General features: G+C 75.4%; 18 protein-coding genes and 1 pseudogene. 3 read left to right on the forward strand and 16 right to left on the reverse strand.

Going from position 1 to position 17,827, the window contains the following annotated elements:
• A pseudogene (locus E4P40_RS06640) lies at window positions 1-552 on the reverse strand (cytosine deaminase); the annotation flags it as partial.
• Window positions 553-663: 111 nt separating this feature from the next.
• Between E4P40_RS06640 and E4P40_RS06645 the strand changes: the two are divergent.
• Window positions 664-1,608 (forward strand): DUF808 domain-containing protein, encoded by a 945-nt coding sequence (locus tag E4P40_RS06645; RefSeq protein WP_135158075.1) that lies wholly within the window; start codon window positions 664-666, stop codon window positions 1,606-1,608.
• Window positions 1,609-1,635: 27 nt separating this feature from the next.
• On the opposite strand, the gene E4P40_RS06650 is transcribed toward E4P40_RS06645, so the two are convergent.
• Both E4P40_RS06650 and E4P40_RS06655 read right to left on the reverse strand, forming a co-directional pair.
• The gene (locus tag E4P40_RS06650) at window positions 1,636-2,367 is read right to left on the reverse strand and encodes a DUF5995 family protein (protein ID WP_245160173.1); all 732 of its coding nucleotides are present in this window, start codon (window positions 2,365-2,367) and stop codon (window positions 1,636-1,638) included.
• Between the two features lie 43 nt (window positions 2,368-2,410).
• The gene (locus tag E4P40_RS06655; protein ID WP_135158077.1) at window positions 2,411-4,225 is read right to left on the reverse strand and encodes a PucR family transcriptional regulator ligand-binding domain-containing protein; all 1,815 of its coding nucleotides are present in this window, start codon (window positions 4,223-4,225) and stop codon (window positions 2,411-2,413) included.
• Between the two features lie 400 nt (window positions 4,226-4,625).
• Between E4P40_RS06655 and E4P40_RS06660 the strand changes: the two genes are divergently transcribed.
• Window positions 4,626-5,636 carry a DUF2877 domain-containing protein gene (locus E4P40_RS06660; protein ID WP_135158078.1) on the forward strand — a complete coding sequence of 337 codons (1,011 nt, stop codon included), beginning with the start codon at window positions 4,626-4,628 and terminating at the stop codon, window positions 5,634-5,636.
• Window positions 5,637-5,694: 58 nt separating this feature from the next.
• Here E4P40_RS06660 and E4P40_RS06665 read toward each other — a convergent pair whose 3' ends face one another.
• The 9 genes from E4P40_RS06665 to E4P40_RS06705 form a co-directional block, all read right to left on the reverse strand.
• A complete protein-coding gene (locus E4P40_RS06665) occupies window positions 5,695-6,171 on the reverse strand; it encodes an SSI family serine proteinase inhibitor (protein ID WP_135158079.1) in 477 nt (158 codons plus the stop codon).
• Between the two features lie 35 nt (window positions 6,172-6,206).
• On the reverse strand, window positions 6,207-7,073 hold the full coding sequence (gene hisG / locus E4P40_RS06670; RefSeq protein WP_135158080.1) for an ATP phosphoribosyltransferase: 867 nt from the start codon (window positions 7,071-7,073) through the stop codon (window positions 6,207-6,209).
• 31 nt (window positions 7,074-7,104) lie between these two features.
• Complete coding sequence (locus E4P40_RS06675; protein WP_209305214.1) at window positions 7,105-7,410, reverse strand: phosphoribosyl-ATP diphosphatase; 306 nt, start codon at window positions 7,408-7,410, stop codon at window positions 7,105-7,107.
• Window positions 7,365-7,877 carry a 6,7-dimethyl-8-ribityllumazine synthase gene (ribH, locus tag E4P40_RS06680; RefSeq protein WP_135158082.1) on the reverse strand — a complete coding sequence of 171 codons (513 nt, stop codon included), beginning with the start codon at window positions 7,875-7,877 and terminating at the stop codon, window positions 7,365-7,367. The genes E4P40_RS06675 and ribH overlap by 46 nt, the downstream gene beginning before the upstream one ends.
• Window positions 7,874-9,205, reverse strand: a complete 1,332-nt coding sequence (locus tag E4P40_RS06685; RefSeq protein ID WP_245160174.1) for a bifunctional 3,4-dihydroxy-2-butanone-4-phosphate synthase/GTP cyclohydrolase II — start codon at window positions 9,203-9,205, stop codon at window positions 7,874-7,876. Before E4P40_RS06685 ends, ribH begins: the two co-directional genes overlap by 4 nt.
• Window positions 9,202-9,840 (reverse strand): riboflavin synthase, encoded by a 639-nt coding sequence (locus E4P40_RS06690; protein WP_135158083.1) that lies wholly within the window; start codon window positions 9,838-9,840, stop codon window positions 9,202-9,204. The genes E4P40_RS06685 and E4P40_RS06690 overlap by 4 nt, the downstream gene beginning before the upstream one ends.
• A 1-nt stretch (window position 9,841) precedes the next feature.
• A complete protein-coding gene (ribD, locus tag E4P40_RS06695) occupies window positions 9,842-10,903 on the reverse strand; it encodes a bifunctional diaminohydroxyphosphoribosylaminopyrimidine deaminase/5-amino-6-(5-phosphoribosylamino)uracil reductase RibD (RefSeq protein ID WP_135158084.1) in 1,062 nt (353 codons plus the stop codon).
• Window positions 10,900-11,571, reverse strand: a complete 672-nt coding sequence (rpe, locus tag E4P40_RS06700) for a ribulose-phosphate 3-epimerase (protein ID WP_135158085.1) — start codon at window positions 11,569-11,571, stop codon at window positions 10,900-10,902. Before rpe ends, ribD begins: the two co-directional genes overlap by 4 nt.
• 105 nt (window positions 11,572-11,676) lie before the next feature.
• Complete coding sequence (locus E4P40_RS06705) at window positions 11,677-12,168, reverse strand: N-acetyltransferase (protein WP_135158086.1); 492 nt, start codon at window positions 12,166-12,168, stop codon at window positions 11,677-11,679.
• 62 nt (window positions 12,169-12,230) lie between these two features.
• On the opposite strand from E4P40_RS06705, the gene E4P40_RS06710 reads away from it, so the two are divergent.
• Window positions 12,231-12,860 (forward strand): GPP34 family phosphoprotein, encoded by a 630-nt coding sequence (locus E4P40_RS06710; protein WP_167762133.1) that lies wholly within the window; start codon window positions 12,231-12,233, stop codon window positions 12,858-12,860.
• A gap of 6 nt (window positions 12,861-12,866) precedes the next feature.
• Here E4P40_RS06710 and E4P40_RS06715 read toward each other — a convergent pair whose 3' ends face one another.
• From E4P40_RS06715 to E4P40_RS06730, 4 genes are all read right to left on the reverse strand, one after another.
• Window positions 12,867-14,261 carry a transcription antitermination factor NusB gene (locus E4P40_RS06715; RefSeq protein ID WP_135158088.1) on the reverse strand — a complete coding sequence of 465 codons (1,395 nt, stop codon included), beginning with the start codon at window positions 14,259-14,261 and terminating at the stop codon, window positions 12,867-12,869.
• Window positions 14,258-15,247 (reverse strand): methionyl-tRNA formyltransferase, encoded by a 990-nt coding sequence (gene fmt, locus E4P40_RS06720; protein ID WP_245160175.1) that lies wholly within the window; start codon window positions 15,245-15,247, stop codon window positions 14,258-14,260. Before fmt ends, E4P40_RS06715 begins: the two co-directional genes overlap by 4 nt.
• Window positions 15,184-15,729, reverse strand: a complete 546-nt coding sequence (gene def, locus E4P40_RS06725; protein WP_135158089.1) for a peptide deformylase — start codon at window positions 15,727-15,729, stop codon at window positions 15,184-15,186. The genes fmt and def overlap by 64 nt, the downstream gene beginning before the upstream one ends.
• Window positions 15,730-15,834: 105 nt before the next feature.
• On the reverse strand, window positions 15,835-17,790 hold the full coding sequence (locus tag E4P40_RS06730) for a primosomal protein N' (protein WP_135158090.1): 1,956 nt from the start codon (window positions 17,788-17,790) through the stop codon (window positions 15,835-15,837).
• Window positions 17,791-17,827 lie beyond the last annotated feature (37 nt).

Consider the following 17,827-nt stretch of genomic DNA (forward strand, 5'->3'; position numbering starts at 1 on the left):
CTCGACCAGGTCCGCCGTGCCCGGGTCCCGCAGGACGCCGTCCTGGGGGAAGGCGACCACCGAGACGTCGACCCGCCCGCGGAACTCCTCCCGCGCCGCCATCACGGCCTGCACCCCCACCAGGCCGGCCGCCGTGTCGACGTCGGCGAAGGCCTGGACGTGCAGGACGCCGAAGCGCTGCCCGTCGGCGAGCACGGAGCGGATCGCGGGCAGGAGCGTCTCGACGCGGTAGTGCTGCTTGACCGCCCGGGCCAGGTCGATGCCCCGGGCGGAGTCCGCCATGCCGTCGGCCGTGTAGGCCTCCAGCGCGGCGTCGCCGATCAGCGGGAGGGTGTGGACCTTGTCGAGGTGCAGGTGCGCGTCGACGAAGGGCTCGGTGACCAGTCCGCCGTCGGCAGGCACGACCTGGGCGCCGGGCGCCCGCGTCAGCTGCCCGGACGACGCCAGCGCCGTGACGACGCCGCCGTCGCAGTGCACGTCGACGACGGCGCCGCTGCGCAGGCGGGCGTCGGTGACGAGGAGCTGTCCTCCGGGAGTCAGTGCGCTGCTCACGACCGGACTCAAGCAGACTCTCGTACCAGACGGGCGGCTCCGCGCATCCACGCGGCCCGAGCGGGTACCGCCGCCGAGGAACGTCGTGCTGACCGATCGGAAGGACTTCCCGTGGCGGGTGGACTCGTAGCCCTGTTCGACGACGTGGCGGTGCTGGCACGCGCCGCCGCAGCGTCGGTCGACGACATCGGGGCCGCAGCCGGCCGAGCCAGCGTGAAGGCGGCCGGCGTCGTCGTCGACGACACGGCCGTCACGCCGCAGTACGTGCACGGCCTGGCCGCGGAGCGCGAGCTGCCGATCATCCGCAAGATCGCGATGGGATCACTGCGGAACAAGCTGCTCATCATCCTGCCCGCGATCCTGCTGCTGAGTCAGTTCCTGCCCTTCCTCCTGACCCCGATCCTCATGATCGGCGGCGCCTACCTCTGCTACGAGGGCGCGGAGAAGATCTGGCACCGGATGACCGGGCACGACGACGCCCACGCCGCGGTCGAGGCCGTGCCGGACGAGAAGACCATCGTGTCCGGGGCGGTCCGCACCGACTTCATCCTGTCCGCCGAGATCATGGTCATCTCGCTCAACGAGGTCGCCTCCGAGGCGTTCGTGTCCCGGGCCGTGATCCTGGCGGTCGTCGCGGTCGGCATCACGGTGCTGGTGTACGGCGTCGTCGGCCTCATCGTGAAGATGGACGACGTCGGGCTGTCCCTGTCCCAGCGCTCGGGCAAGGGCGTCGCCCGGTTCGGCCACGGGCTGGTGAAGGCCATGCCGCGGTTGCTCAGTGCCCTCACCGTGATCGGCACCGTCGCGATGCTGTGGGTCGGTGGTCACATCCTGCTGGTCGGCACCGACGAACTGGGCCTGCACTTCCTGTACGAGACCGTGCACCACCTCAAGGAGGCGGCGCACGACGCCACCGGAGCCCTCGGCGGGGTCGTGGGCTGGCTGGTCAACACTCTCGGCAGCGCGCTCCTCGGGCTCGTCGTCGGCGCGTTGATCGTCGTCGTCATGGACCTCACGGTCCACCGGCGCAAGAAGGCCCGGTCCGAGAGCCACTGACCGCAGCGCGGCACGGGAGCGGGCCGATCAGGTCGCCGGGAGCGTGACCCCGAAGCCGTGCACGGCGAGGCGGAGCAGCACCGGCCCCGGGCGGAGCAGGTCGGCGACCCGGTCGGCGCTGGCCGCCTCGAGGTCCGCACGGCCCACGGCGAAGTCGCCCGCACCCCGCAGCCGGGCCCGGTGCAGCGCCTCGGTGTTGGCCCACACCTTGCGCCGCGACTCGCGCAGGAAGAGCCGGCTCGCCCGGTGGTTGAGCGGCGTGAGCGCGCGGTCGAGCGGCGTCCGGCGACCCCCGGCCAGGGCCAGGGCGATGTCCTCCGCGGCGATCCGGGACGCGAGGATGCCGTCGATCCGCTCGTGGTCGCGGTGCCGGAGCGCCAGCCGGCCGGGATCGGTGAAGTCCGCGGGCGGGATCATCGCGATCAGCGAGAGCGGCAGGTCGAAGTTGATGTGGGCGTTCATGCCCAGCAGCACGTGCCCCTCCGGACGCATCCCCGGGTCGGCCCCGAACGCCCGCTGCCACGGCCGCGGAGCCGAGGTGGGCTCGACGCCGTAGGCCTCGAGGGCCCCGAGGTAGCGGCCGGCGAAGTCGACGATCCAGTCGCCGACCCACTCGCGGTCCTCGAAGAGCCCGTCCAGCAGGGCCGTGCGCACCGCGCGGGTCGTCCGCAGGTACGTGCCGAGGAAGAACCGCGCCGGGTCGCGGCAGGACTCCATGTGCTCCAGCAGGCCCTCCATGCGCGTGACGAGCGCGTCCACGCCACCTAGCACGGCCTGCGGGTCCTCCCGGTTCGGACGGCGCTCAGAGGAGCGCGTCCAGCCCGTCGTCCTGAGGGAGGGCCAGCCCGGCCTCGACCGGCGGCCGGTGCGGCTGGTCGAGCCCCCGCATGCGGGCGGCGTGCAGCGCCAGCAGCAGGTTCAGCCGCAGTGTCGGGTCGGTCGTGAACGGGCCGAGCAGCCGCTCGAGCTTGCCGATCCGGTACCGCATGGTGTTGTAGTGGAAGTGCAGGCGGCGCGCGGACTCGGCGACGTTGAGGTTGGTCTCCAGGAGCACCCGGAGCGTGTCGCGGAGGTCCGCGGAGTCGGGGTCGGCGGCGTCGGCGAGCGGGCCGAGCACCTCGTCGACGTAGGTGCGCAGCTCGGTGCTGTCCGGGATGAGGGACAGCAGCCGGAAGACCCCCAGCTGGTCGAAGTGGGTGACCGACGCGGCGCCGTGGATCTCCTGCCCGACCCCGAGGGCGCGCTGCGCCTGCCGGTGCGCCTCCTGCAGCGCCGACAGCGAGTCCGCCGGCCGGCCGATGCCGGTGCCCAGCAGCCGTCCGACCCGCCGCAGGCGCCCGTTCACCCGGCCGGTCACCGCCGCCACGAGCCCGGACAGCTCCTCCATTGTGCGGCCGTCGAGCGGGAGGAGCGTGACGATCTCGGTGGCCAGGCCCGCGACAGCCGCCCCGGCGACCTCCGGCTCGAGCGCCGCCCGCCAGCCGTCGGCCAGCCGGTCCAGGACGTCGAGGGCCTTGGTGGGGTCGGCCTGCGCGTCGGCCACGGTCTCGGTGGCCGTGACGAGGACGGCGACCGGGCCGTCGAGCCGCCAGCCGAAGGACCGCGTGTAGGCCAGCGTCCGCTCGGTGTGGCCGACCGAGCCGCCGACCAGCCGCCGCACCAGGTCTCCCTGGAAGCGCAGCTCGACGGAGTGCACCGCCTGCAGCCGGATGACCGAGAGGGCGGCGATGACCGCGGCCCGCTCCAGCACACCGCCGGCGCCCAGCATCATGACCCCGGTCCGGTGCACGGCGACCAGCCAGCCGTGCCGCTGGTCGCCGGCCATGATCGGCGCGACCGCGTACTCCCCCACCCCGCCGGGCAGCTCGTGGTGCCCGGGGACGAGCAGGATGCCGTCGGCCGGCGAGAGGTCGGCGTCGGCCAGGACGTCGGCCGGCGTCACCACCGTCTGGTCGGCCCGGACACCGGAGAGCCGGCGGGACGGCGTCAGCTCGGCCAGGGCGTCGTCGGCCGCCGCGTCCAGCAGCCACAGCCAGTCGCTGATCTCGGCGACGTCGTCGGCCGGGCCGGCGCTGGTGACGACCTCGCGGTCGGGCCCGAGCCCGAGGACGGCGGTGCCCTCGAGCATCACCGCCAGCCGCTGGGCGACCTGCGCGAGGCCGCCACCGGTGAGCGCCACCTCCATGAACTCGTCGTCCATGCGGGAGGTCAGGGCCAGGGCCTGGCTCTGCTTGCTCACGACGGCGCCGAGGACGGCGGAGACGATCTCGTCCAGCCGGACGCCGGCCGGGAGCGCGAGGACCGGGAGACCGCGCCGGTCGGCCTCGGCGAGCACCTCGCCCGGCACGGGCGCCGGCCCCTCCGACCGGCGGTAGGCCAGCGCGGCCGTGCCCATCGAGTCCAGCCGCTCGACCAGGGCCCGGCAGTTGGCCGGATCGGCCGGCGGCAGCCGGGCCCCGAGGACGACGAGGACGTCGGGGCCGGCGGCCGCGAGCGGGTCCGCGGGGTCGTCGACCACCATGTGGCGGACGACGCGGCCGAGACCCGCGCTGCCGGCCGCCACCGAGGTGCCGGTGAGCCCGGGCAGCTGGAGCGCCTCCTCGACCGTCAGGCCCATGCGTTCCTGCCAGCTGGTCCGGTCGTCCCGGGGCAGTTCGGCGGGCGACTCGGCGACAGCCCAGTTCCGACGGAACGGAAGAGATCCGTTACGGTGAGTTGGGGCCACCAGCGAGGCATCACCCTGGGTCACGACGTATCCCCCTCTAAGTCGTCGTCCAGGTTGCCACAACACGGGATCCTGTCAGGAGTCCCCGGACGCGCCGACCCATTCTTGGCGACTTCCGCCATAAGACGGCGTGCGACGCGCCGCATAGGTTCGAGACCCGGTCCAACCCGCCCGCTCGGATGGTAGGCCGTCGTCGGATCCAGACGACCACCGCCCTCCTCGGCAGACGGACTGGAGCGGGCTCGAACGGGGGGTGCGGCGCCCCCCGTCGGACCTCCGGCGAAAGGCCGCCATGCGCACCATCGACCAGACCCCCGTCCCCAGCCCCCGGACGGCCACCGACGCGCTCCAGGCGCGCGGTCGAGCCGCACGGGCAGGCCTCCCGACGATCCCCCTCCCCCGCGCGTCCGCCCAGGCGACGGCCCGGACCGCACGACCGGCACGGGCGGCCACGGCCGTGCCGGCGTCGGCGAGCACCGGTGTGGCGGAACTCCTCCGCGGCCCCGTGCGCCCGGCGCGCGTGCTCATGAGCGTGCCCGCGGCCGTCTACCTCCACGTCCCCAACGAACGCGGCGGCGACGTCGTCGGCGTGCTCACCAGCGATGCCGCACGGCTGCCCCTGGGGTGCGTGCTCTTCCGGCCCAGCAACGGGCGGCCCCTGGTCGCCCTGCCCGCCGGGGCGCCGGCCGAGGTCGGGGGCGGCCGGATCGTCGTCGGCGACCTGGCCGTGAGCGCAGCAGCCTGGTGGAACCCGCGGCCGAAGCTGCCCAGCCTCCGGCCGGCGCTGCTGCCCGAGGGCGTCCGCCAGCTGCGGAACACCCTGTACGGCGAGGGCATGCCGCACAGCGCCTTCACGCTCCCCGGGCTGCCCACCGGTCCCGGTGGTCCGCTCGCCGCCCTCCGGGGTGCCGTGCGCCGCGCCGACCTCGACGCCGCCCTGCGGACCGCCACCCGGCTCGTCGGCCTCGGCCCCGGTCTCACCCCCGCCGGTGACGACGTCATGGCCGGCACCATCGCCGGGCTCGTCCTGCTGGGTCACCCCTCGGCGGAGCGTTTCGCGGCCGGCGTCTACTCGCTGGCCGCCGGTCGCACCACCGAGCTGTCCCGGGCGCTGCTGCGGCACGCGGCGTGCGGCCGGGTCAGTGCCGAGTACGCGGCGGTGCTGCACGGCCTGGTCGGCGAGCGTCCCCTCGGCCCGGCGGTGGCCGGGCTGCTCGCCACCGGCGCCACCAGCGGCCGGGCGATGGCCCTGGGCCTGTGCACCGCGATCGACCTGGTCGACCGCACCACGCGCCCGCGCTGAACTCACGCGACCGAGCCCCTGTCCGCCGATGGCGGCCGGGGGCTCCGTCGCGTCCGGGTCAGGCCGGCGGCAGGAGCGGGCCGAGCGCGTCCCACTGGGAGATGCGGCACCCGTCGACGCGGGACAGCTCGACGTCCACCGGATCGCCGCCCCACAGCCCGGCCACGTGCGCGGACTGCGGTCCGCCGTACTGCTCGGTGCACACCACGTCGGCCGGGAGCGACGCGAACGGGTCGTCCAGGCCGGCGAGGTGGGCACAGGCCGCCTCGGCGTCCGGATGACTGCCGCTCACCGTTCCGGCGCAGGTCAACGACCAGCTCTCCAGCGATGAGCCGTCTCCTGCGTCGTACTCGACGACCAGGTCGTTCTCCGCCTGCGAGGTGCCGCCGCCCGCCGCGGGGTCCGAGGTGCCACTCCCGTCGCCGCCCGCACCGTCGGCCCCCGGGGACGAGCCGGCGCAGGCGCCGAGCACGGCGGTCAGCAGAAGGACCGCGATGCCCCCCACCACTCGCACGCTCGCGGCGGGGCCCTGCATCGTGGCCGACGGTCGGCGGGACGTGCGCACGGTACTCAGATGCGGGACGCGTGGATGCTGGTGACCAGGATCGCCCGGGCGCCGAGCTCCCACAGCTCGTCCATCACGCGGTTGGTGTCGGTCTGCCGCACCATCGCCCGCACCGCCGACCACCCGGGGGTCTGCAACGGGCTGACGGTCGGCCCCTCGAGACCCGGCGTCACCGCCGTGGCCTGCTCGAGCAGGTCGTTCGGGCAGTCGTAGTCCAGCAGCACGTACTGGCGGGCGACCATCACGCCCTGGAGCCGCCGCCGCAGCTGAGCGACGGCGGGGATCTCCTCGGCGCCCGCCCGGCGCACCAGGATCGCCTCGCTGGTCAGCACCGGCTCGCCGATGATGTGCAGCCCGGCGGCGCGCAGCGTGGTCCCCGTCTCCACGACGTCGCACACCGCGTCGGCGACACCCAGCCGGCAGGCGGTCTCGACGGCGCCGTCGAGCTTGACGACCTCGGCCTTGATGCCGGAGTCCCCGAGGTAGTTCTGCAGCAGCACCGGGTAGGCGGTGGCGATCCGCTTGCCGGCCAGCTGGTCGACCCGCTCGATGCCGGACCCCAGCGGGCTGGCGAAGCGGAAGGACGACCGGCCGAAGCCGAGCGGCATGACCTCCACCGCGGCGTGGCCCTCGCCCGCGCCGGGGGCGGTCTCCAGCAGCATGTCCCGGCCGGTGATCCCGACGTCGAGGGTTCCGGCCGCGACGTAGACGGCGATGTCGCGGGGACGCAGGTAGAAGAACTCGGTGTCGTTGTCCGGGTCGTAGACGGCGAGGTCCTTCGTGCTGCGCCGCTGGCGGTAGCCGCTCTCGGCCAGCATCTCCGCCGCGGGTTCGCTCAGGACGCCCTTGTTGGGGACGGCGATGCGCAGCACGAGCGGAGAACCCTTCAGCAGACGGTCGAGATCAGAGGTGAGCGTAGACGTCGTCCAAGGTCAGGCCCCGGGTCAGCATGAGCACCTGCACCCGATAGAGGAGCTGGCTGATCTCCTCCGCCGTCCGCTCGTTGGTCTCGTGCTCGGCTGCCATCCAGGACTCCGAGGCCTCCTCCACCACCTTCTTGCCGGCCGCGTGCACGCCGTCGCGGACGGCCTGGACCGTCCCCGAGGCGGGGTCGGCGGCGGCCACCTTCGCCGACAGCTCGGCGAACAGCTCGTCGAAGGTCTTCACGCGTAGCCGCCCGGGGTGAAGCCGGTCTTGCGCTGCGGGGATCGCACGTCGCGAAGTGTGAGGGCCGTGGCCAGCGCGGCGATCGCCGCCTCCCAGCCCTTGTCCTCGGCCGAGCCGGGCAGTCCCGCCCGGTCGCGGGCCTGCTCCTCGGTGTCGCAGGTCAGGACGCCGTTGCCGACCGGCCTGCCGGCGTCGAGGGCGACGCGCGTGAGGCCGGCGGTGACCGCGTCGCAGACGTACTCGAAATGCGGGGTGCCGCCGCGGATCACCACGCCGAGGGCGACGACGGCGTCGTGCCGCTCGGCCAGCGCCTGTGCGACGACCGGCAGCTCGACGGCCCCCGGGGCGCGCACCACGGTGGCGTCGGGGATGCCACTGGCCTTCGCCGCCTCGACCGCCCGGGCCAGCAGCTGGTCGGTGATATCGGGGTGCCAGGTGGTCGCGACGATGCCCAGCGTCAGGCCCGCGGCGTCGACCGGCTCGACGACGGGTGCGCCCGTTCCACTCACGACGGCTGCTCGTCGACGCGCAGCGGCACGTGGGGCGGGATGGGGTCGGCGTGCGCCGGCAGCGACGCGTCGTCGGCCGGTCCGGCCTCGGTCTCCGGCTCGATGATGTCGAGCAGGTGGCCCATCCGGTCGCGCTTGGTGCGCAGGTAGCCGAGGTTCTGCTCGGTGACGTGGCTGGGCAGGGGCACCCGGCCGGTCACCCGCAGGCCGTAGCCCTCCAGCCCGGCGCGTTTGGCCGGGTTGTTGGTCAGCAGCCGCATCGTGTGGATGCCGAGGTCGACGAGGATCTGCGCCCCGGTGCCGTAGTCGCGGGCGTCGGCGGGCAGGCCGAGGTCGAGGTTGGCGTCCACGGTGTCCACGCCGAGATCCTGCAGCTGGTAGGCCTGCAGCTTGTGCAGCAGGCCGATCCCCCGGCCCTCGTGACCGCGGATGTAGAGGACGACGCCGCGCCCCTCCTGCGCCACGGCGGCGAGCGCGGCCTGCAACTGGGGGCCGCAGTCGCAGCGCAGCGAGCCGAAGACGTCGCCGGTGAGGCATTCGGAGTGGACGCGCACCAGCACGTCCTCGCCGTCCCCGATGTCGCCGTAGACGAAGGCGACGTGCTCCCGGTTGTCGTAGGAGCTGCGGTAGCCGACGGCCGTGAACGTCCCGGCGGCCAGCGGGACGGTGGCCTCCGCCTCGCGCTCGACCAGCTTGTCGAAGCGCTTGCGGTAGGCGATCAGGTCGGCGATGGAGATCATCACGAGGTCGTGCTCGTCGGCGAAGACCCGCAGCTCCTCGCCGCGCGCCATGCCGGTGGGGTCCTTCTCGCTGACGATCTCGCACAGCGTCCCGGACGGGCGCAGCCCGGCGAGCACGGCCAGGTCCACGGCGGCCTCGGTGTGGCCGGGCCGGCGCAGCACGCCGCCGTCCTTGGCCCGCAGCGGCACGATGTGACCCGGCCGCGCGAGGTCGGCCGAGGTGGTCTCGGCGGCCGCCAGCGTGCGGATCGTCGTCGCGCGATCGAAGGCGGAGATGCCGGTGGTGACGCCCTCGCGGGCGTCGACGGTGACGGTGTACGCCGTCCCGAGGCGGTCCTGGTTCACCCGGAACATCGGGGGCAGGTCGAGGCGCTCGGCGTCGGCCTCGGTCACCGCCACGCAGATGTACCCCGACGTGTAGCGGACCATGAAGGCCACGAGATCGGGCGTGGCCAGCTCGGAGGCGAAGATGAGGTCGCCCTCGTTCTCGCGGTCCTCGTCGTCGATCACGACGACCGGCCGGCCGTCCTTGATCGCGGCGATGGCGGTCTCGATGGAGTCCAGCCGGGCCAACGGGCTCTCGGTCACCGCCGACCTCCCAGCAGACGTTCCACGTACTTGGCGATCACGTCGACCTCCAGGTTGACGGGCTCCCCCGGGGCGCGCACACCGAGCGTGGTCTCGCGGAGGGTGGTCGGGATGAGGCTGACCTCGAACCAGGCGTCGGCGTCGGGGTGGCCGTCGGGCTCGGGAAGGGGGCTGACCGCGCTGACGGTGAGCGAGACGCCGTCGACGGCGATCGAGCCCTTCTCCACCACGTAGCGCGCCAGGTCGGACGGGATCGCGATGCGCACGACCTCCCACATGTCACCGGGCTTGCGGGTGACGACGTGCCCGACGCCGTCGACGTGGCCCTGCATCATGTGGCCGCCCAACCGCGTCTGCGGTGTGACCGCCCGCTCGAGGTTCACCGGCTGCCCGGCGACGGCGCCGCCCAGGCTGCTGCGGCTCAGGGTCTCGGCCATGACGTCGGTGCTCCAGACGCCTCCGGCGCCGTCGGGCTGCACGCCGGTGACGGTCAGGCAGACGCCGTTGACGGCGATGGAGTCACCGAGGGCCACGCCCTCCAGGACCCGCTCGGCCCGGATCCGCAGCACCGCGGAGTCGACGTGGTCCTCCCGGACCTCGACGGTGCCCACCTCTTCGACGATCCCGGTGAACACCTCAACTCCCTCCCTCAGCGTGCTGTCGTCCCCCAGTGTGCCGGGTGGGGCGCAGGCGGAGCTGCACGTCCCCGCCCAGAGGGATGACGTCGATGATCGTCATCGACAGCGCCCCGGCCATCGTCCTGATTCCCAGGTCCCCCACCAGGGAGGGACCGGCCCCCAGGAACGTCGGCGCCAGGTGCACCACCGCCTCGTCGACGAGGCACGCGCGGAGGAAGGCCGCAGCCAGGGTCGGACCGCCCTCGAGCAGCACCCGCCGGACGTCGCGGTCGAAGAGCTCGGCGAGCAGTGCAGCCGGGTCCGACGCGCGGCTGACGAGCGTGGGAGCGGCGTCGTCCAGGACCCGGGCGGTCGCCGGCAGCCGGCCCTGGCGGTCGACCACGACGCGGAGCGGCTGCCGTGCCGCCGGCCGGCCGTCGGCGTCCCGGACGGTGAGCTGCGGGTCGTCGGTCAGCGCGGTGCCGGAGCCGACGACGACTGCGTCACAGGTGGCCCGGAGCCGGTGGACGACGGCCCGCGCCGCCTCGCCGGTGATCCAGCGGCTGCTGCCGTCGGCGGCGGCCACCCGCCCGTCGAGCGTGGCGGCCACCTTCCACACGACGAACGGCCGGTGCTCGCGAACCCCGGTGAGCCACCCCGCCAGCGCGCCGGCCTCCGCCTCGGCCTGCTCCACCCCGAGCTCGACGTCGACACCGGCGGCCCGGAGCCGGTCGGCTCCCCCGACGGCGAGCTCCGTCGGCTCGGGGACGGCGACGACGACGCGCGCGACCCCCGCGGCGAGCAGCGCGTCCGCGCAGGGCCCGGTGCGGCCGGTGTGCGCGCACGGCTCGAGAGTGACCACGGCCGTGCCGCCCCGGGCCCGGTCGCCGGCCTGGGCGAGCGCCGTCACCTCGGCGTGCGGGCCGCCCGGCGGAGCCGTGGCGCCCTCCCCCACCGGTGTGCCGTCGGCATCGAGCACGACCGCGCCCACGGGCGGGTTGGGGCTGGTCGTGCCGAGGACGGCGGTCGCCAGGTCGCGAGCGCGCGCCATGGCCCGGCGCTCGGCGTCGGAGATGCTCATCCCGCCGTCGCCGCAGCGGCGCGGGACCGCAGCGCGGCGATCGCCTTCGCCGGGTCGTCGGCGCCGAACACGGCCGAGCCGGCCACGAAGACGTCGGCACCGGCCCCGGCGGCCCGCTCGATCGTGTCCGCGTTGATGCCGCCGTCGACCTCGACGAACAGCCTGAGATGGCCGGTGTCCACCAGCTCGCGCGCCCTCCGGACCTTCGGCAGCACCTCGGCGATGAACTCCTGGCCGCCGAAGCCGGGCTCGACGGTCATGACCAGCAGGGTGTCGAAGTCCGGCAGCACGTCGAGGTAGTCCTCGAGCGGCGTCCCCGGCTTGAGCGCGAGCCCCGCCAGGGCACCCGCCGCGCGCAGGTCGCGGGCGACGGCACGGGGGTCGTCGCAGGCCTCGGCGTGCACGGTGACGTTGCGCGCGCCCGCCTCGGCGTAGCCGGGCGCCCAGCGCTCCGGGTTCTCGATCATCAGGTGGCAGTCGAGCGGGACGGGGCTGACCGCCTGCACCGCCTTCATGACCGGCAGGCCGAACGTCAGGTTCGGCACGAAGTGCGCGTCCATGACGTCGAAGTGGAGCCAGTCGGCGTCGGCCACCCGGTGCGACTCATCCGCCAGGCGCGCGAAGTCCGCCGACAGGAGGCTCGGCGCGATCATCGGTTCCCGGGGCACGTCCGCCGAGTCTAGGTGCCGGCCGCGGAGCCCCTCCGGCGAGCGTGTGCGCTGGTGGGCAGGTCGGGCCGCCCTCCTGCCCGTCCGCGCACATCGTTCGCTCGTTCAGCGCCCCGGGAGCGCGTTCCACTCCGCCCAGGAGAGGTCGCGGCCGACGTACCGGGGCCGGTCCGTCGGCCAGCCCTCGAGCCAGCGGGGCACGAGCTCGTCCAGCACCCGCTCGATGTCGCTGCCGACGAGGCGGTCGACGACCCACCACGAGACCTCGGCGCCGGCGGCGCCCGTCTTCTCCGGCGGGTCGATGTAGACGCACCCCAGCAGCTCGGCCTCGTCGTCCTCGAACAGGCCGTAGAGGAAGCTCTCGTGGGCCGCGATCTCCCGTTCGTGGTGGGCGAGGTCGTTCCGGTCCTGCTCGGGGGTCATGTGCGCCGGCGGCCAGCCCCAGGCCTGGCCGTAGATCGACCACAGTCGCTCGCGCGAGCCCATGACCGCTGGGAAGTCGATCTCGGTGTCCGCTGCACCCATCGGCCGCAGGTGCTGCCCCGTCGGCAGCTCGACACGGACCGGGTGCTCGAAGTCGTCGGGAAGCCAGGCCACGCGCGGCACCGTAACGCCCCCAGAGGATGCCGTCGCGGGGCGTCCCGGCCTACGGTTCGGCCATGGATCTGTCCGGCGGGGTGGCGGTGCGGCTCGCCGCGCTGTGCCTGGACGAGAGCGGCAGGCTCGCGGGGCGCATGCTCTGCGGGGACGCCGTGCGCGGCGGCCTGCTGCTCGATCTCGCGCTCGCCCAGCGGGTGGAGTCGACCGACGACAGCATCGTCGTCGATCCCACGCCCACCGGCTTCCCCCCGGCTGACCGCCTCCTCGCCGCGATCGCCGTCGAGCCGGAGCGCTCCCTGGACGGCTGGCTCGGCGAACGGCGGCTCAAGCTGCGGGACGTCGCCGACGGGGCTGCGCTGGCCGGCCGCTGGGAACTGCGCGCCGGCCCCCTCGGGCTGGGCCGCCGGTACGCCGACCTGCGGCAGGACGAGACCCGGCGGGACGTCGACCGCCAGGCCTCGGCGCCGGAGCCCGGCTGGTCGCAGGCCGACGCCTGCGTGACCGCGGTGGCGGCCGCCGGCGGACTGCTCGACCGGGAGGGCTGGCACCCGGAGCGGCCCGGCGAGGAGGTCGTCGCCGCCACGGGATCGGTCGCCTGGCTCTGCACCGCCGTCGTCGACCACCTGCTGCTCGCCTTCGAGCGCTACACCCGGCAGGCCGGCGCCCTCGGGCAGGTCGGCCCCTTCTGACCCGCCTCAGCGGGTGCGGCGCAGGAGGGCCATGAACATGGCGTCCGTGCCGTGCCGGTGCGGCCACAGCTGGCCGTAGTCGCCGCGCGCGATGTCGGGCACCTCGGGGAACAGGGGCGCCACCGGCAGCACCTCGACGTCGTCCCGCGCCGCGGCGGCGTCCACCACGGCCACCGTCTCCGCGGTGTGCGGCGAGCAGGTCACGTAGGCCACGACACCGCCCACCCGCACGGACCCGACCGCGCTGTCCAGCAGGGCGGTCTGCAGCGCCACCAGGGGCGCGACGTCGTCCGCCGTCCGCCGCCAGCGCACCTCGGGCCGACGGCGCAGCGCCCCGAGACCGGTGCACGGCGCGTCGAGCAGCACCCGGTCGAACGATCCCGGTGCCCACGGCGGGGCGGTCCCGTCGGCGGCGAGGACCTCGACGTCGTCCTCGCCGGCGAGGGCCTTCCGCACCAGCTCGGCACGGTGCGGTGCGCGGTCCGCCGCCGTCAGCCGCACGCCACCGGGCCGGACGGCGGCCAACAGCCCGGACTTGCCGCCCGGACCGGCGCACATGTCCAGCCACGCGCCGTCCCTCCCCTCCAGGGGCGCGCGGGCGAGGAGCAGGGCGGCGAGCTGGCTGCCCTCGTCCTGCACGGCGGCGGCGCCCGAGCGCACCGACGGCAGCCGGCCGGGGTCACCCCCCGGCAGCCGGACGGCGAACGGCGACCAGGGGCCGGGCTCCCCGCCCGACTCCTCGATCAGCGCCGCACGGTCGACACGACGGGCGACGAGGTGCACCTCGGGCGCGGCGTCGTCGGCGAGCAGCGCGGGCTCGAGCTCGCCGTCTCCGCCGAGGGCGTCCCGCCATGCGTCGACGATCCACCGCGGGTGGTTGGTCGCCAGCGCGAGCCGTTCCTCGCCGTCGCCGCCGAGGGACGCCAGCCACCGGGCGCGGTCGCCGCCGGTGGCGACCTTGCGGAGCACCGCGTTGACGAGCCCGGACGCTCCCGTTCCCACGATGGCGCGGGTGAGGTCGACGGTGGTGTCCACGGCCGCGTGCGAGGGCACCCGGAGGTCGATGAGCTGGTAGGCGCCCAGCCGGAGCAGGTCCAGCACCCGCGGGTCCAGCTCAGCCAGCGGCCGGGACACGAGGCCGGTCAGGATCGCGTCGAGCGTCCCCTGGGCGCGCAGCGTCCCGTAGGCGAGCTGGGTCGCGAACGCGGCGTCGCGCTCCTCGAGCTGCCGCTCGCGCAGCAGCTGCGGGAGGAGCAGGTTCGCGTACGCGGCGCGCGAGGACACACCGTCGAGGACGTCGTAGGCGGTCAGCCGGGCGCCGTCGAGCACCGGACGCCGGGTCGCCGGGTGCCGTCGCCGTCCCGGGCCGGACCTGCCCGGCCGGCGGGGCGGGGGGCTCACGTGCCGACCCGCTCGCCCGGCTGCGGACGGGCGCCGCGGGCCCAGTCGGCGGCCGGGAGCATCCGCTTGCCCGCCGGCTGGACCGCGCCGAGCGCCACCACCCCGTTCCCGGTGCCCACGAGGACGGACCCGGAGTCGACCGCCAGCTCCCCGGGGGCCAGCGGCGACGGACCAGGGCGGGATTCGACAGGGCCGACACGCAGCCGGTCGCCGCGCCACGTCGTCCAGGCACCCGGAGCCGGGGTCACCCCGCGGATCCGCCGGTCGACGACGTGGCCCGGGAGCTGCCAGTCGACGCGGGCGTCGGCGGTCTCGATGCGCGGCGCCAGGCTGATCCCCTCGGCCGGCTGCGGTTCGGCGACCAGGCTGCCGTCGGCGATCCCGTCGAGCGTGGCGACCAGCAGCCCGGCACCGCTCACGGCGAGGCGGCCCAATAGGTCACCGGCGGTGTCCCGCGGGCTGATCACCTCGGTCACCGTGCCGAAGACGGGCCCGGTGTCGAGCCCGGCCTCCAGGCGGAACGTGGATGCGCCGGTGATCTCGTCGCCGGCCATGATCGCGTGCTGCACCGGGGCGGCTCCCCGCCAGGCCGGCAGCAGCGAGAAGTGCAGGTTCACCCACCCGTGCCGCGGCAGGTCGAGCGCGGCCTGCGGCACCAGCGCGCCGTAGGCGACGACGGGCGCGCAGTCCACGTCGAGGGCGGCCAGCTGCTCGAGGAACTCCGGGTCGCGGGGCGACCGCGGCTGCAGCACCGGGAGCCCGGCGGCGTCCGCCCGCTCGGCCACGGGCGACCGGCTGGCCGACCGGCCGCGACCGGAGCGGGCGTCGGGCCGGGTGAGGACGGCGACCACCTCGTGGCGCGAGGCCAGCAGCGCCTCCAGCGCGACGACCGCGGGTGCCGGCGTGCCGGCGAACAGGAGCCTCAGTGCGGGCTCGCCTTCACGACCGGGGCGGGCACCGGCAGGTACTCCGCCATCCCTGCCCACTCGGCCTCCTCCAGCGCGGCCAGGGCGGCGGCGCGCGCGTCGGCGTCCAACCGGTCGACGAACAGGACGCCGTCCAGGTGGTCGGTCTCGTGCTGGATCGCCCGCGCGAGCATCTCGGAGCCTTCGACCCGCACCGGGTCGCCGTGCATGTTCCAACCGCTGGCCACGACGTGCAGGTGGCGGCGGCAGTCCCAGCGGTAGCCGGGGATGGACAGGCAGCCCTCGGGCCCCTCCTCCGTCTCCTCGCCCGCCGGCGCGACGTCGGGGTTGATCAGGTGGCCGACCTCGCCGTCGACGTACCAGGTGAAGACACGCAGGCCGACGCCGATCTGCGGCGCCGCCAGGCCGGCGCCGCCCGCGGCGAACATCGTCTCGGTGAGGTCGCCGACCAGCCGGCGCAGCTCGGCGTCGAAGTCGACGACCGGAGCCGCGGGGGTGCGCAGCACCGGGTCGCCGAACAGCCGGATGGGGGTCACGCTCACCGGTCGATCGTAGAAGGCGCCCGGATCGGGCACCCGGCCCCCGCGTCGGCCCCGCTGCAGGACCCGTCGCGAGCGCGCGAGCGGCGGGAGCAGAGGGGCCCTTCATCAGACGAGGTCGAGCGGGTCGAGCTGCACGCGGACGTGCTCGGCCACCTTCTTGGCGCTGCGCACGCCCTGTACCTCGCCGAGCGCGGATGCCAGCGCGGCCCCCTGCGCCCGGGGCACCCGGACGAGGTAGCGCTCCCGCTCGCCGTCCTGGCCCGGCCGTGGCTGCTCGGGCACCGGGCCGAGCAGGTCGGCCCCGTCGGGCAGCCGCAGGGCGGCCAGGAAGTCCGCGAGGGCCGCGGGCGATCCGGACACCGCGGCGATGCGCGTGGCGGGCGGGAAGCCGAGTTCGCGCCGGTCGGCGAGCTCGCGCTCGGCCAGCCACGCGGGATCCCACCGGACCAGCGCCTGGACGACGGGGTGCGCGGCGTCGGCCGCCACGATCACGGAGCCGCCGGCCGCGGCGGGCCGCACGAGGGCCGCCGCGTTCATCCACCGGCGCAGCGTCTCCTCCCCCGCGCGCAGGTCGGCACGCCCGAGCAGCGCCCATGAGTCGAGGAGCAGCGCCGCCCCGTACCCGCCCTCGGCGACCGGCTCGGCCCCCGGCGTGGCGACGACCAGCGACGGGCCGCCGGGGACCGTGGCCAGCACCCCCGTCGTGCTGCCCGAGGTGCGGACGGTCGCCCCGGGGAAGGCGCGCGCCAGCTCCTCGGCCGTCCGCGACTCCCCGATCACGGCGGCGCGCAGCTTCGTCCCGTGGCAGTGCGGGCAGTCGAAGGTGGCCGCGGGACGCGCGCACCAGCGGCACGCGGGGATGCGCGCACCACCCGGACCGGGGCGCGGCGAGATGCCCAGCGGTCCCGAGCAGTGGGCGCACCGCGCCGGCGCGCGGCAGCGGGCACAGGACAGCGACGGCACGTAGCCGCGCCGGGGCACCTGCACCAGCACCGGCGCGCCACCGGCGAGCGCCTTCCGGGCGGTCTCGTGCGCCAGCGAGGGCAGCCGCGCCGACCGGGCGGCCGGGTCGCGGGCCAGCTCGAAGTCGTCGCCGAGCGCCTGCACCCGGGGCGCGGCCGAGCGGAGCACCGCGCGGTCGGCCACCAGCTCGTGCGCCCAGCCGGACTCGATCAGCAGCGCCGCCTCGGCCGTGCGGGCGGTCCCCGCGACGACGGCGGCGCAGTTGTCCAGCCAGGCGCGCTGGACCAGGACGTCGCGGACGTGCGGATAGGGCGCGTGCTCGTCGGAGTGCAGGTCGTCGCCGTCGTCCCAGACGGCCACCAGGCCGAGGTCGCGCACGGGCGCGAACATCGCCGAGCGGGTGCCCAGCACCACCTGGGCCGCTCCGCGTGAGGCGGCGAGGAACTGCCGGTAGCGCTTCTCGGGCGAGTCGTCGGCGCGCAGCACCGTGTACGAGTGCTCGGGCAGCAGCCGGGCGGCGGCTGCCGCCAGCCGGTCGAGGTCGCGGCCGTCGGGGACGACGACGAGCGATCCGCGGCGCCCGGAGAGGGTCGCGCGGCAGAGCTCGACGAGCCGCGCCGGCCAGTCCTCGCCCGGCAGCGCCGTCCAGACCGCGCGCGCCGGGCGCCCCTCGGCCAGGGCGGTCAGCAGTGCCGGACCGGCGACGTACCGGCCGAAACCGGTGGGGTCCGGCGGGTCGGGCAGCACCTCGGGCGTCGGCGTCGGCCGCTTCTCCGCGGCCGCCCGCCGCGGCGGCAGGGCCAGCCGGAGGACGTCGCCCATCGTTCCCGCGTACCGGTCGGCGACCACCCGGGCCAGCCGGGCCACCTGCGGGGTGAGGACGGGCTCCCCCGACGGGACGTGCGACAGCGGCAGGAGGGTGCCGCCGAAGTCGGTCGCGTCGTCCAGGGAGAGCACGAACCCGTCGAGCAGCTGGCCGCTGAACCGGACCCGGACCCGGCAGCCGGCCTGCACCGTGTCGGCGAACTTCTCCGGGACGGCGTAGTCGAACGGCCGGTCGAGGTGCGCCAGAGGCACATCGACGGCGACCCGGGCCACCCGCGGGCGGCTCGGGTCGCCGGGTGGAGCGGGGGTG

Source organism: Blastococcus sp. CT_GayMR20 (genome assembly GCF_004570345.1).